This is a genomic window from Streptomyces sp. CNT360 (assembly GCF_000424785.1).
Genome location: NZ_AUKO01000004.1, coordinates 96,378 through 109,301 on the forward strand (window position 1 = coordinate 96,378; position 12,924 = coordinate 109,301).

The following is a 12,924-nucleotide window of genomic DNA, read 5'->3' on the forward strand; positions in this document are numbered from 1 at the left end:
CATGAGCACGTCCCCTCCCTCTCCCCCGTCCCGCCTCTACGTGTACGGCATCGTGCACGCCGGCCGCACACTCCCGGCCGACGCCGGCGGGGTGGGCAGACCGCCGGCCCGCGTGCGGCTGCTGCCGGTGGGGACGCTGGCGGCGCTCGTCAGCGAGACGCCGCCCGACCTGCGGGCGCGGCGCCGGGACCTGATGGCTCATCAGGACCTGCTGACCGCCGTCGGCAACGAGGGCCCCGTGCTGCCGATGCGCTTCGGGATGATCGCCGAGGACGCGGACGAGGTGGAGCGGGCCGTCGCCGCCGCGTCCGCCACTCACCTCGCGGCGCTGCGGCGGCTGGACCGCCGCACCGAGATGAACCTCAAGGCGATGCCGGTCCAGTCCGCTGTCGAGGCCCTCGTACGCGACGACGCGGCCGTGCGGCGACTCGCGGCGGACGTGCGCAGCAGGCCCTCCTACGAGGGCAACGTGCGGCTCGGTCAGGCCGTCGCCGAGGGGCTGTCCCGCCGGGCTGCGGAGGCCGCGGACAGAGTTCTGCGGGAACTGGGCGCCCTCGCCGACGAGGTGGTACGCGGGCCCGATGTCCCCGGATGTGTGCTGAACGCCTCCTTCCTCGTACCGCAGACCCGCGGCGATCGGTTCCGCCGGCACGCGGAGCGCTTCGCCGCCGCCCACCGGGAGCAGGTCGAACTGCGGCTGACCGGGCCGCTGCCCTGCTACAGCTTCGTGCCCCGGGAGGGCCGGGAACCGGGCACCTCCGACGCCGCCCCCGCCCAGCACCTCATCGCGGGGAGCTGACGGTGGGGCTCTTCAGCGGGGTACTGCTGCTGCCGCTGGCGCCGGTACGGGGCGTCGAGTGGGTGGCCGGCCGGCTGCTCGACGTCGCGGAGCAGGAGCTGTGCGACCCGGCGACGGTCCGGGCCCAGCTCGGTGAGCTCAACCGGGCGTACGAGGAAGGAGAGCTCACCGAGGAGGAGTTCGAGCGCGAGGAGGAACGCCTGCTCGACCTGCTGGAACAGGGCACGTCGAGCGCCGTGGCCCGCGCCCGTACCGACACCTCCCACCCCGCACCGCCCGACGAGACCGGGACGCCATCGAGCGCAAGGAACCAGTCATGACCGACAGTTGCAAAACGGCCGTTCTCGCGGGTGTCGCGGGCGGCTACTTCCTCGGCCGTACCAAGAAGGCGAAGCTGGCGCTGGCCCTCGGGTCGTTGCTGGCCGGACGCCGCCTCGGCCTCGACCCGCAGGAACTGATCAGCAAGGGCGTCCGGAAGATCTCCGAGACACCCCAGTTCGCGGAGCTGGCCGACCAGGTCAAGGACCAGATGATGGAAGCGGCGCGGACGGCGGCCGGCTCGGTCGCCAACCGCAGAATCGAGAGCCTCACCGACTCGCTCAGGTCCCGCACGGAACGGCTCGGAGGCCAGGGCGGTCCGCAGGACGAGGACGACGAGCCCGAGGAGTCCGGGAACGGGCCGGAGGGCGACGCGGGAGCGGGCGAGGGCGACGACGGGGGTGAGGACGAGCAGCCGCGCGAACAGCCGCGGAAGAAGGCGCGCCCCGGCCCGTCCTCCGGGAAGTCGCCGGACAGGTCCGCCGGCAGGCCGCCGGGCAGGTCCGCCGGGAGGTCGGCGGGCAGGTCCGCCGGGAGGTCCGCGAACTCGTCGGCGGACAGGTCCTCGGGCGGGTCGGTGCGCCGGTCCTCCGGCAGTGCGGCCAAGAAGTCCGCCGACCGCCCCGGCCGCAGGAGGTGAGCGCCATGGCTGAGCAGGACAAAGCGACGGGCGGCGACGGCGGGTCTCCCCTGGAGGCTCTCCGCAACGAGCTCATGGAGTACCTGGGCGCGGCCGGCAAGCAGGTCGTCGGGAAGGTCACCGACAAGCTCACGGACCTGGCCGACCCGAGCAAGCTCAAGGAAGCGGGCGGTGGCGATCTGGCCGGTACGGCCGCCCGCGCCATGAAGGGCGAGAACCCGGTCAAGGCTCTGGTCTCCGAGAAGGCCAAGGGCGCCAAGGACAAGGTGGCCGACAAGGCCAAGGAGGCGGTCGGCATGGGCGGGGGCGGCAGCAAGGCCGGCGACCTCAAGGCCATCAACATCATCGAGCACGTCGACATCGGGCGGCCGCTGCGCGTGGTCTACGACCACTTCACGCAGTTCGAGGACTTCGGCAGCTTCATGAACGGCGTCAGCAGCGTCTCGCGGGACGAGCAGGACGAGACGAAGACGACCTGGAAGGTCCGCGTCTGGCCGTCGACCCGCAGCTATGAGGCCACCGTCTCCGAGCAGATCCCCGACGAGCGCATCGTGTGGTCGTCCGAGGGCTCGAAGGGCACCACGAACGGCGCGGTCAGCTTCCACCGCCTCGACGAGAACCTGACCCGCGTCACGGTCGTCGTCGAGTACTACCCCTCCGGCTTCTTCGAGAAGACCGGCAACATCTGGCGGGCCCAGGGCCGGCGGCTCCGTCTCGACCTCAAGCACTTCCAGCGCTACGTCACCCTCCAGTCGGAGGAGGTGGACGGCTGGCGCGGCGAGATCCGCGACGGCGAGGTCTCCCGCAGCCACGACGAGGTGGTCCAGCAGGAGGAAGAGGAGCGCAAGCAGCAGGAGGGCGAGGACGGCGACGAGGACGAGGACCGCGGGCCCGACGAGGACGAGGACGAGGACGAGGGCGAGGGCGAGGGCGAGGACGAGGACGACGAGGACGGGGAGGACGGGGAGGAAGAGGACGACGAGGAGGACGACGACGATGACCGGCGGTAAGGAGGGAGGTCGGCCGTGACGGAACGCACCGTGGAGCGCACCCCGGAGCGTCCCCTCTCCCACGCGCCCTCCACCCCCTCCGGGCCCGCCAACCTCGCCGACATCCTCGAACGCGTCCTCGACAAGGGCATCGTGATCGCGGGCGACATCAAGATCGACCTTCTGGACATCGAGCTGCTGACCATCCGGCTGCGGCTGTTCGTCTCCTCCGTCGAGACGGCGAAGAAGGCGGGCATCAACTGGTGGGAGACCGACCCCGCGCTCTCCACCCGCGCACACCGGGACGCGGTCGAGGACGAGAACCGGCGGCTGCGGGAGCGGATCGCGGAGCTGGAGGCCCCCGAAGAGGACGGCCGGGAGCGGCACGCCCCGCGCCGGGAGACCAACTGGGACGAGGGCCGGAGCCGCAGTTGGAGCCACGTGAAGGAAGGGCCTCACAGATGACGCGGACGGTACGCGGACCCGCGCCGCAGGCGGACGCCCACCCGGCGGCGGCCGACCTGCCGCAGCCTCCCACCCCTGCCACCGCCACCGCCAGCTACGTCTTCGCCGTCTGCACGGGCTGCGACCCGCGGGTGCTCGCGGACCTGCCGGGTCACGCCCCGGGCGCACCGGTGCGGCTGCTGCCGTTCGGCGAGCTGGAGGCGGTGGTGCAGGACGTACCCGCGGAGGCGTTCGGCGAGGAGGCGCTGCGGGAACGACTCGCCGACCGCGCGGAACTGGAACGGTGCGCCCGCGCCCACCATGCGGTCGTCGCCACCGCTGCCACCTCCGCGCCGACGCTCCCCCTGCCGCTGGCCACCCTCTACCTGGGCGACCAGCGGGCGGTGGCCGCGCTGAGCGCCGACGCGGACCGCTTCCGCTCGGCGCTCCGCCGCATCACCGGCCGGGTCGAATGGGGCGTGAAGGTCTTCGCACGGCGGGAGGAGCGCCTCTCCTCCGCGGCTCGGCCCGTACCGGGGCCAGGGCCGAGGGCCGGGTCCGAGCCGCCGCGGGGGGCGGGGCAGGGGCCGGTTGCTGCGGCTCCCGACGCCTCGGAGCGTCCGGCCGCCTCATCGCGTCCGGCCGCACGCCTACCTGGAGCGCGTGCGGGGTGCCCGTCGGGAGCGCGAGCGGCGCCAGGAGGCCGGTCTGGGCGCCGCCGAGGCGGTGGACCGCGCGCTGGGCGGGCTGGCCGTGGCCTCGCGGCGGCTCCGCTCGCACGAGACGGAAGGCGGCGACCGCGGGGCGCAGCTGCTCAACGCCGCGTACCTGGTGGCGGAGGGGCGGCAGGCGGAGGTCGCCGAGGCGGTCCGCCGGCTGCGGGAGAGCCCGCAGTGCCGGGCCGTCGAGGTGGAGCTGACCGGCCCGTGGGTGCCGTACTCGTTCGTGGACGGAGGTGAGCTTGATGCCCGTGGGTAGCCAGGTGGGCGAGGCCGTGCCCTGGGAAGGCCCCGACAGCGGGGCGCCGCTCGGGGTGCCTCTGGTGGACCTGCTGGACCGGGTGCTCAACACCGGCGTGGTGGTGAGCGGCGATCTGGTGCTGGCGATCGCGGAGGTGCCGCTGGTGCGGCTGTCGCTGAACGCCCTGCTGTCCTCCGTCAACGAGCGGGTCGCGGCCCCCTGGGGCGACGGAGGACCGCTGTGACCGTCCCCCGCGCCTCCGTACCCGGGCCCACACCGGATGACGCGCTTCCGGCCGCGGACGCGCCTTCGCCCGCGCCCGGGCCCGCGGCCGGGCAGCGGGACGCACGGGGGTCGACCGGGCGGCTGGAGCTGGACCCCGACCGGGTGGGACGGGACCTGGTCTGCCTCGTCCTGACCGTGGTGGAGCTGCTGCGCCAGCTCATGGAGCGCCAGGCGCTGCACCGCTGCGACCAGGACGACGTCTCCGACGAGCAGATCGAACGGATCGGTACGACGCTGATGCTGCTGGACGAACGGATGGACGAGCTGTGCGAACAGCACGGGCTGACCCGGGACGAGCTCAACCTGGACCTGGGCCCGCTGGGCACCCTGCTGGAACGCTGACGGCGGACCGCCGGGTGTCCGAGTGTGAGCAGTCCGTGTGCGCCCGGTCGCCGGGGCCGCGGGAGTGTCGTACGGGCGTTCCCGGGAACCCCGGTCGGTAGCCACTTGCAGTCGACACAGCGTGGCCCGGCTCGGTCGGGTCAGCGGGACGGATACTCCATGACCAGCGGGTACATGGGTCCCGGAGGCTTCGGTCGGGACCCGTTCGAAGAGTTCGTCGCGCGCTTCCTGGGGGGCGGCAACCCGTCCGGGGGCGACGGGCGGCGCGGCAGCGATCCGCGCTCCCTCGACTTCTTCCGGCTGATGAGCGAGCCGGCCCGGCAGCTCGTCTCCGACGCCGCCTCGTACGCGGCCCAGCACGGCAGCAGCGACCTGGACACCGAGCACCTGCTCCGTGCTGCACTCACCGCGGAGCCGACCCACACCATGGTCGAGCGGGCGGGCGCCGACCCGGACGCACTGGCGGCGGAGATCGACCGGGAGGCCGACGAGGGCCCGCCGCGCAGCTCCATCTCGGTGAGCCCCGCCGTGAAGCGCGCGCTGCTGGACGCGCACGAGATCGCCCGCGCACGCGGCGCCTCCTACATCGGTGCCGAGCACGTGCTCGTCGCACTCGCCGCCAACCGGGACTCCGCGGCGGGCAGGATCCTCAACGCCGCCCGGTTCGACCCGCGCTTCGCCGCCCCCGGCAGCGGTGGCCAGGCCGCGGGTCAGGGTGGCGCGGAGGCCGCGGCACACGGCCCGGGGACGCGGGAGGGCAGCAACACACCCAACCTCGACAAGTACGGCCGGGACCTGACCGAGCTGGCCCGTGAGGGCCGGATCGACCCCGTCATCGGCCGCGACGAGCAGATCGAGCAGACCATCGAGATCCTCGCCCGCCGGGGCAAGAACAACCCCGTGCTGATCGGTGAGGCCGGCGTGGGCAAGACCGCCGTCGTCGAGGGGCTGGCCCAGCGCATCACCGAGGGCGACGTGCCGGACAACCTGCTGGGCCGCCGCGTCGTCCAGCTCGACTTCGGCAGCCTCGTGGCCGGCACCCGCTACCGCGGCGACTTCGAGGAGCGGCTGACCGGCATCATCGACGAGGTCCGCGCCCACACCGACGACCTGATCCTCTTCATCGACGAGCTGCACACCGTCGTCGGCGCGGGCGGCGGCGGCGCCGAGGGCGGCTCGATGGACGCCGGCAACATGCTCAAGCCGCCGCTCTCGCGCGGCGAGTTGCACGTCATCGGTGCCACCACGCTGGAGGAGCACCGTCGTCACATCGAGAAGGACGCCGCGCTGGCCCGCCGCTTCCAGCCCGTCCTGGTGCCCGAGCCGACCGTCGCGGACGCCGTGGAGATCCTGCGCGGACTGCGCGACCGCTACGAGGCGCACCACCAGGTGCGGTACACCGACGAGGCGCTGGTCGCGGCGGTGGAGCTGTCCGACCGGTACTTGACCGGGCGTTTCCTCCCGGACAAGGCCATCGACCTGCTCGACCAGGCCGGGGCCCGGGTACGGCTGCGCACGGCCACCCGCGGCACCGACGTACGGGCCCTGGAGCGCGAGGCCGAACAGGTGCGCCGGGACAAGGACCAGGCGGTGGCCGCCGAGGACTACGAGAAGGCCAAGGAGCTGCGCGACCGGCTCAGCGAGCTGGAGTCCTCCATCGGCCGGGACGAGGACAGGCAGGAGAGCCGCAACGGCCACCGGATCGCCGAGGTCACGGTCGAGGACATCGCCGACATCATCTCCCGGCAGACCGGCATCCCGATCAGCAACCTCACCCAGGACGAGAAGGACCGCCTGCTGGGCCTGGAGGAGCACCTGCGCCGGCGGGTCATCGGCCAGGACGAGGCCGTCGCCGCCGTCTCCGACGCCGTGCTGCGCTCCCGCGCGGGCCTCTCCGACCCCGACCGTCCCATCGGCAGCTTCCTCTTCCTCGGCCCCACCGGTGTCGGAAAGACGGAGCTGGCCCGGGCGCTCGCCGAGAGCCTGTTCGGCAGCGACGACAAGATGGTGCGGCTGGACATGAGCGAGTACCAGGAGCGCCACACCGTCAGCCGGCTCGTCGGCGCCCCGCCCGGCTACGTGGGTCACGAGGAGGCCGGGCAGCTCACCGAGACGGTGCGGCGCAACCCCTACTCGCTGCTCCTGCTGGACGAGATCGAGAAGGCGCACCCGGACGTCTTCAACATGCTGCTCCAGGTACTGGACGACGGACGGCTGACCGACTCGCAGGGCCGCACGGTGGACTTCAGCAACACCGTCATCGTGATGACGAGCAACCTCGGGTCCGAGGCCATCACCGGACGCGGCGCGGTGCTCGGCTTCGGTGCCGGTGAGGACGCCGACGAGGAGGGCCGGCGCGAACGGATCCTGCGGCCGCTGCGAGAGCAGTTCCGGCCCGAGTTCCTCAACCGCATCGACGAGATCGTCATCTTCCGCCGTCTCGACGACACGCAGTTGCGGCAGATCACCGACATGCTGCTGGAGGAGACCAGGCGACGGGTGCACGCCCAGGACCTGTCGATCGACTTCTCCCCCGAGGCCGTCGACTGGCTGGCCCACGAGGGCTATCAGCCCGAGTACGGGGCCCGGCCCCTGCGGCGCACCATCCAGCGGGAGGTCGACAACCGGCTCTCGCGCATGCTGCTGGGCGGCGAACTGCAGCCGCACACCCGGCTGCTGGTGGAGGTCGCGGACGGTCACCTGGAGTTCCGCACCGAGGCGGAAGCCGCCTGACCGCGGTCCCCGGACGTCCCGTCGGCGCCCGGGGACCGTCACCGCCCCAGCCCGGCAGGCGCGGGGTCCGCGCCCGCGCTCCCGCCGGGTCCTCCAGCGCCGCGCCTCGACTCCCGCACGGGGAACGTTCAGGCGGCCGGGGTCAGTTCGACGCGGCCGAAGAGCAGGGCGTATCCGGAGGGCAACCGGGCCAGGACGCGGTCGAGGATCTCCGAGCCGGCCAGCTCCGCGACGACACCGAGGACCGAACCGACGTCCCAGCGCGTGGTGGCGTGGGTGCCGCCGGTGCGGGTGGCCAGTTCCTTCACGAAGGCCCAGCCGGTCAGGGGCTCGGGCTCGGGGATCTGAGCGGTGAGGATCTCGGCGGCCTCGCGCGGGAGGCGGGCGGCGAGTTCGACGCGTTCCTCACCGTTGAGTCTGCGGCCGAGCGCGGCCAGAACGGTGGCTGCGACCTCCTCCGCCCGCTCACGGGTGGGATAGGCGCCGTTGTAACGGATCCGTTCGAGCATCAGCGGGAACGTCATGGGCTGCATCGGTGGGTGAAGCCTTTCGCCGTATGGATTTTTCGCGGTGCGGTTTCTCCGGCCCGGCGGCCGGCGGGACGGGGGGCTCGGCGGTGCCCGGACGACGGTGGCCGGTGTGCGTGCAAGGCCGCGCGGGGAATGCGCGGACAGCGGGCGGGCATCGAGAAGGGTGCTTCCGTCGTCCTCGGCCGACCGCGCTCCGGGAAGCGCGGTGCCCTCTCCCACTCAGCCGTGACCGTGCCTGCGTGCCGCGCGGTGGGCTGCGTGTTCGCAAGGCTCGGCCCGTTCGCCGAACGAGGGGGCGGCGTCAGCACGCCGGTGTGGTGGCGCCGCCCGCGGTGCTCAGCCGGGGGTCAGCGGGTGCCGCTCGCCCGGACGCCACACGTCTGCCAGCCGGGCCACGGGTGCGTGCGCCGGGGCCGACGCACAGCAGGGACCGGTGCACCTGAGCATGTGGGACACCTCCGCTTGAGTTCAGACCGCTTTCCGCCTCATGCCTGCACCTGTCTTCTTCTGTCTTCTCTTGTAGCATGTCGTCAGAAAGATGACAACCTCGTCCGTCATCGGCGAGATGACAGGAGCAGGTGGTGACACATGCCTGCGGAAGAGTCGGAGACCCTCCCCTCTCCCCCGTCCTTCCCCGCGGCGGAAGCGGCACTCCGCGCGATCGAGGAGGCCCTCCGTACCGCACAGACCGCTCGGCCCGGACCACGGACCGGGGCCCCGACCAGCTCCGAGCAGGCGTTGGCCGCGCTGCTCGTCCTCCGCGAGGTACGCGACCGGCTCGCCAACTGGGAGACCGGGCTGATCGAGACCGCCCGCGCGGCAGGGGCCAGTTGGGCCGATCTGGCGCATCCCCTCGGGGTCGCGAGCCGACAGGCCGCCGAGCGCCGCTACCTGCGGCTGCGCCCCGGCGCCCCGGGCACCACCGGTGAGCAGCGCGTCCAGGCCACCCGCGACCGCCGCGCCGCAGACCGCACCGTCACCGCCTGGGCCCGCGGCAACGCCGCCGGCCTGCGTCAGTTGGCCGGGCAGATCACCGCCCTCGCCGACCTTCCGGAGGAGGCCCGCACCCCGCTCCTGCAGGCCCTGGGACGGCACGACGCCGCCGCCCTCGTCGACCCGCTGGCCGGAGTGCGCCCCCATCTGGCCACCGGCCACCCCGAGCTCGCCGCCCGGCTCGACGCCCTCACCCGCCACACCGACCACCTGCGTGAGGAGACCACCGACCACCGCTGAGGACGCGTCAGGCCCACCCGACCGCCGAGAAGGAGACCGCCTGTGGCACACGACCGAGCCGACTGGTCCCAGCACTACGCCGCCGGACACGGCTTCCGCCCTCTGGGTCCCGAGGAAGGCGAGCTGCTCACACGGCACGTACCCGCCCCCGACGGCGGACAGGCACTCGACGTGGGGTGCGGCACCGGCGAACTCGCGGTCTTCCTCACCCGTCTCGGTTACACCGTCGACGCGGTCGACTTCGCCCGGGGCGCGCTGGCCCGGGCCCGCACGGAGCGGGCGGGAGCCGAGGCGGTGCGGTGGTACGAGGCCGACATCGAGCACGGTCCCCCGGCCGGGCTGAACGCCGAAGGATACGACCTGATCACCCTGCGGCTGGTGTACGCGTTCCTGCACGACCGCACCCGCGTGGTGCGGGACCTGGGGGCCCGGTTGCGGCCGGGTGGTGCCCTGGTGGTGGTCACCCCGGTGGCGGCGCACACGCCGCGGGAGCGACGGCGTATCGCCCTGGACGAGGAGGAGATCGGCCTGCTGGTGCGGGGCTGGCAAGAGGCTGAGCGCTTCGACGTGGAAGGTCTGGCCGTTCTCGTACTGCGTGGACCGGTGGACACCTGGACGGCGGCCGAGAAGGGCCGGCCCGAGCCGCATGCTGCCCTCGGTGCGTGCGCCGTCGTCACCGACGCCTGCGGGCGCGTGCTGCTGGGACGTTCCCGGCACGGCATGTGGGAGCTTCCTGGCGGCCGGGTGGAGGAGGGCGAGGCCGTCACGGCCGCGGCAGTACGGGAGCTGGCGGAGGAGACCGGCCTGACAGCGGCGCCGGGCGGGGCGCGCCTGCTGACGTTTCTGCACGACGACCGCGACGGCGTGTGCCGGATCTCGGCGGTGGTCCGCGTCGCCTCCTGGACGGGCACGCTCGGGCTGCCCGAGCCGCACCGCTTCCTTCGGTGGGAGTGGCACGATCCGCACGCCGTGGCGAACCTGGATGCTGTTTTCGCGCCCAGCGCACAGGCGCTGGAGGCGGTGTGGCCCGGCGTGCTGCCCGGGCTGCCGCCGGTGCACGCGTACCCGCACGCGGGGCGGCACGACGGGAGCACCGGGACCGGCATGGTGGCACGGCCCGGTGGTGGGTGCCGTGTCGGCTCAGAGTGTTAGGCCCACGTCGGACTCCAGGTGGCGTCGGCGGAGTGCTGGAAGCGGCCGGTGGACAGGTGGGCGTGGAGGGCGGCCAGCAGCGGGTGCGGGTTGGCGCGGTGCCGGATCAGCGAGTGCGGGTAGACCGGTTGGGGGCCCCGGAGGGCGATGCGCCGCAGCCCGTGGCTGCCATGACCGGCGTCGAAGGCACCTCCCCGCGGCAGCCGGAGGTGGGTGTGCTCGCCGACGAGGGTCGCCAGTGAACGGGAGGCGGCGATGGTCTCCAGCAGGGGTGCGGTACCGAAGTCGGGTCCGGCCACCTCGACGGTGAGTCCGAACGCGGCGGCGAGGGCGTCGTAGTAGGCGGCCCACTCGGTCCCGGGGACGAGGCCCGGCATCCAGATCCGGTGCCCGGCCAGGTCGGCGGGCGTGACCGTGGTGGCGGCGGCGAGCTCGTGGGACTGCCCGGTCACAAGCTGCACGGGCTCGTCGTACACCCTTACGGCGCCGATCTCGTCGGGGAGCTGCCGGCCCGGCATGGTGACGGCGCGGAAGGACGCGTCGACGGTGCCGGACCGCAGGGCGTCGACGGCCGCATCGGCGTCGAAAAGGGTCACGACATCGAGCCGTGCGTCGGGGTGTGCCCGATGGAAGTCGCGGACCAGGGCGGCCGGGCCGAGGCGCCGCCCGATCACGTCGACGCGCAGCGGGCGGCTGCCGGGGCGCACGGAGGCGACCGCACGCTCCTCGGCCCGGAGGAGGTCCCGGGCGTGGGGCAGGAACGCATGCCCGTCGACGGTGAGCGTCGCTCCGCGCGCGGTACGCGCGAACAACCGCACGCCCAGGGCCTTCTCCAGCGTGGCGATGCGCTTGGAGACCGCCTGCTGGCTGATCGACGCGGCCACGGCCGCGTCCTGGAACCGCCCCGTGTCCACGGCGGCCACGAAGGTGCGCACGGCTGCGAGATCCACACCGGCCACCGTATCCGCACACCCGTTGGTTGTGTCCGCGGGCCGCTCGGTTGTTTGATCCCGGCCGCCGCGCCCCGCTTGGATACCGGCGGTCAGCAGGTGGTGGCCAGGGCGGGACGAGGGCGCGGTGGGAACGACGGGCAGGCGGGCGCTGGGGCGGCGCTTCGGGTGGCTGTGGGCTGCGTACGCGGTCAGCGCGTACGGCACGGGGCTCGGGTTCGGGGCGTTCCCCCTGCTGGCGATCCTGGTGCTGCACTGCGGGCCGACACAGGTGGCGGCCCTGGCCGCCGTGGGGCGGGTGGTGGGGGCCGTGGTCGCGGTGCCGCTCGGCCCGTGGGTGGAGTTCCGCCGCAAGCGGCCGGTCATGGTGGCGATGGACCTGGTCCGGTTCACGGCGATGGGGAGCGTCCCCGCGGCGTTCGCGCTCGGCCTGCTCAGCTTCGCCCAGCTCCTCCTCGTCTCCGTCGTCGCCGCGGCGGCCGACATCGTCTTCAGGGCGGCGAGCGGCGCGTATCTCAAGGCGCTCGTCCCCCCGGAGGACCTGCTGGTGGCCAACGGCCGGTTCGAGTCGACGACATGGACCTCGACCGTCGTCGGGCCGCCGCTCGGCGGGGCCGCGATCGCGCTGTTCGGTCCGGTGGCCGGCGTGCTGGCCGACGCGGTCAGCTACCTGCTCTCGGCCCTGGGCCTCCGCGCCGTCGGCGGCAGCGAACCCCGCCCCGTCCGCACCCGGGGGCACCGGCTGCGCGGGGCCGACCTCCTGGCGGGCTGGCGCCACATCCTGACCCACCCGGCGCTGCGGCCGCTCCTTTGCAACGCCGTCCTGGTCAACGGGCTGATCATGGCGACCGAGCCGCTGCTCGCCGTGCTCCTGCTGGAGCATCTCGGCCTCGCGCCCTGGCAGTACGGCCTGGTCTTCGCCCTCCCGTGTGCCGGTGGGCTCATCGGCTCGCGTATGGCCCACCGGCTCGTGGCGCGGTGCGGGCAGCACAGGGTGCTGGTGGGGTCCGGGGCGCTTCGGGCATGCTGGCTGCTCGGCATGGTGTTCGTCGGCCCCGGAGTCCCGGGGGTGGCGCTCGTCATCGTCGTCCAGCTCGGACTGGTGACGAGCTGCGCGGTCTTCAACCCGGTGCTGGCCACCTACCGCCTGGACCACACCGCACCCGACCGGGTCGCCCGCACCCTGTCCGCGTGGGCGGTCAGCAGCAGCCTCGCCATCGCGGCAATGACCGCGGCCTGGGGCCTGCTGGCCGCCGCCACCGGCGTCCGTACCGCGATCGCGCTCGCCGGTGTCCTCCTCCTCGGTACCGTGCCGCTGCTCCCTCGCCGCGAGGCCGCGCCAGGCGGTGAACGCCTCGTGCAGGCACCGGAGGGCGCCCCCGCCCCCGGCGATGCTGCGGAACGACCGCCGCGGCGCGGTGCGTGACCGAGCACCCGCAAGGATTAGGGTGGGGGCTGACGGCGGGGCCAACAGGCCTCCCTCAGCCAGCAGTTGTTCCTCGGGCTCCGTGACGGAGCAGCCACCGGACGAGAGCCACCGACTGAGAGA

The 12,924-nt window shown here is 73.5% G+C and carries 14 protein-coding genes and 1 pseudogene; 13 read left to right on the plus strand and 2 right to left on the minus strand.

Annotation, left to right across the window (positions count from 1 at the left end; genetic code table 11):
* Position 1 precedes the first annotated feature (1 nt).
* The 10 genes and pseudogenes from H297_RS0110600 to H297_RS0110640 all read left to right on the plus strand — a co-directional run bounded on the left by H297_RS0110600 (position 2) and on the right by H297_RS0110640 (position 7,510).
* A complete protein-coding gene (locus tag H297_RS0110600) occupies positions 2-799 on the plus strand; it encodes a GvpL/GvpF family gas vesicle protein (protein WP_027737018.1) in 798 nt (265 codons plus the stop codon).
* 2 nt (positions 800-801) lie between these two features.
* Positions 802-1,119 (plus strand): gas vesicle protein GvpG, encoded by a 318-nt coding sequence (locus H297_RS35740; protein WP_199787179.1) that lies wholly within the window; start codon positions 802-804, stop codon positions 1,117-1,119.
* Complete coding sequence (locus H297_RS35745) at positions 1,116-1,757, plus strand: hypothetical protein (protein ID WP_037793727.1); 642 nt, start codon at positions 1,116-1,118, stop codon at positions 1,755-1,757. The genes H297_RS35740 and H297_RS35745 overlap by 4 nt, the downstream gene beginning before the upstream one ends.
* Positions 1,758-1,762: 5 nt before the next feature.
* The gene (locus H297_RS0110615; RefSeq protein ID WP_027737019.1) at positions 1,763-2,767 is read left to right on the plus strand and encodes an SRPBCC family protein; all 1,005 of its coding nucleotides are present in this window, start codon (positions 1,763-1,765) and stop codon (positions 2,765-2,767) included.
* A gap of 30 nt (positions 2,768-2,797) precedes the next feature.
* Positions 2,798-3,211, plus strand: a complete 414-nt coding sequence (locus H297_RS35750) for a gas vesicle protein (protein ID WP_051351780.1) — start codon at positions 2,798-2,800, stop codon at positions 3,209-3,211.
* Positions 3,208-3,642 (plus strand): annotated as a pseudogene (locus H297_RS44140) (GvpL/GvpF family gas vesicle protein); the annotation flags it as partial. The gene H297_RS35750 and the pseudogene H297_RS44140, both read left to right, overlap by 4 nt.
* A 211-nt stretch (positions 3,643-3,853) precedes the next feature.
* The gene (locus tag H297_RS44145) at positions 3,854-4,168 is read left to right on the plus strand and encodes a GvpL/GvpF family gas vesicle protein (RefSeq protein WP_486589475.1); all 315 of its coding nucleotides are present in this window, start codon (positions 3,854-3,856) and stop codon (positions 4,166-4,168) included.
* Positions 4,155-4,394 carry a gas vesicle protein gene (locus H297_RS0110630; RefSeq protein WP_027737020.1) on the plus strand — a complete coding sequence of 80 codons (240 nt, stop codon included), beginning with the start codon at positions 4,155-4,157 and terminating at the stop codon, positions 4,392-4,394. The genes H297_RS44145 and H297_RS0110630 overlap by 14 nt, the downstream gene beginning before the upstream one ends.
* A gap of 122 nt (positions 4,395-4,516) precedes the next feature.
* A complete protein-coding gene (locus tag H297_RS0110635; protein ID WP_027737021.1) occupies positions 4,517-4,777 on the plus strand; it encodes a gas vesicle protein K in 261 nt (86 codons plus the stop codon).
* A gap of 159 nt (positions 4,778-4,936) precedes the next feature.
* Complete coding sequence (locus H297_RS0110640) at positions 4,937-7,510, plus strand: ATP-dependent Clp protease ATP-binding subunit (RefSeq protein ID WP_027737022.1); 2,574 nt, start codon at positions 4,937-4,939, stop codon at positions 7,508-7,510.
* 128 nt (positions 7,511-7,638) lie between these two features.
* Here H297_RS0110640 and H297_RS0110645 read toward each other — a convergent pair whose 3' ends face one another.
* Positions 7,639-8,034: a DUF2267 domain-containing protein gene (locus tag H297_RS0110645; RefSeq protein WP_078513912.1), complete on the minus strand. Its 396-nt coding sequence runs from the start codon at positions 8,032-8,034 to the stop codon at positions 7,639-7,641.
* A 594-nt stretch (positions 8,035-8,628) separates the two neighbouring features.
* Between H297_RS0110645 and H297_RS0110650 the strand changes: the two genes are divergently transcribed.
* A complete protein-coding gene (locus H297_RS0110650; protein WP_027737024.1) occupies positions 8,629-9,273 on the plus strand; it encodes a hypothetical protein in 645 nt (214 codons plus the stop codon).
* Positions 9,274-9,315: 42 nt separating this feature from the next.
* On the plus strand, positions 9,316-10,425 hold the full coding sequence (locus H297_RS35760; protein ID WP_064744807.1) for an NUDIX domain-containing protein: 1,110 nt from the start codon (positions 9,316-9,318) through the stop codon (positions 10,423-10,425).
* Here the strand turns inward: H297_RS35760 and H297_RS0110660 are convergent.
* Positions 10,422-11,375: a LysR family transcriptional regulator gene (locus tag H297_RS0110660; RefSeq protein ID WP_027737025.1), complete on the minus strand. Its 954-nt coding sequence runs from the start codon at positions 11,373-11,375 to the stop codon at positions 10,422-10,424. The genes H297_RS35760 and H297_RS0110660 overlap by 4 nt on opposite strands.
* 127 nt (positions 11,376-11,502) lie before the next feature.
* On the opposite strand from H297_RS0110660, the gene H297_RS35765 reads away from it, so the two are divergent.
* The gene (locus H297_RS35765) at positions 11,503-12,801 is read left to right on the plus strand and encodes an MFS transporter (RefSeq protein ID WP_037793729.1); all 1,299 of its coding nucleotides are present in this window, start codon (positions 11,503-11,505) and stop codon (positions 12,799-12,801) included.
* Positions 12,802-12,924: the final 123 nt, after the last annotated feature.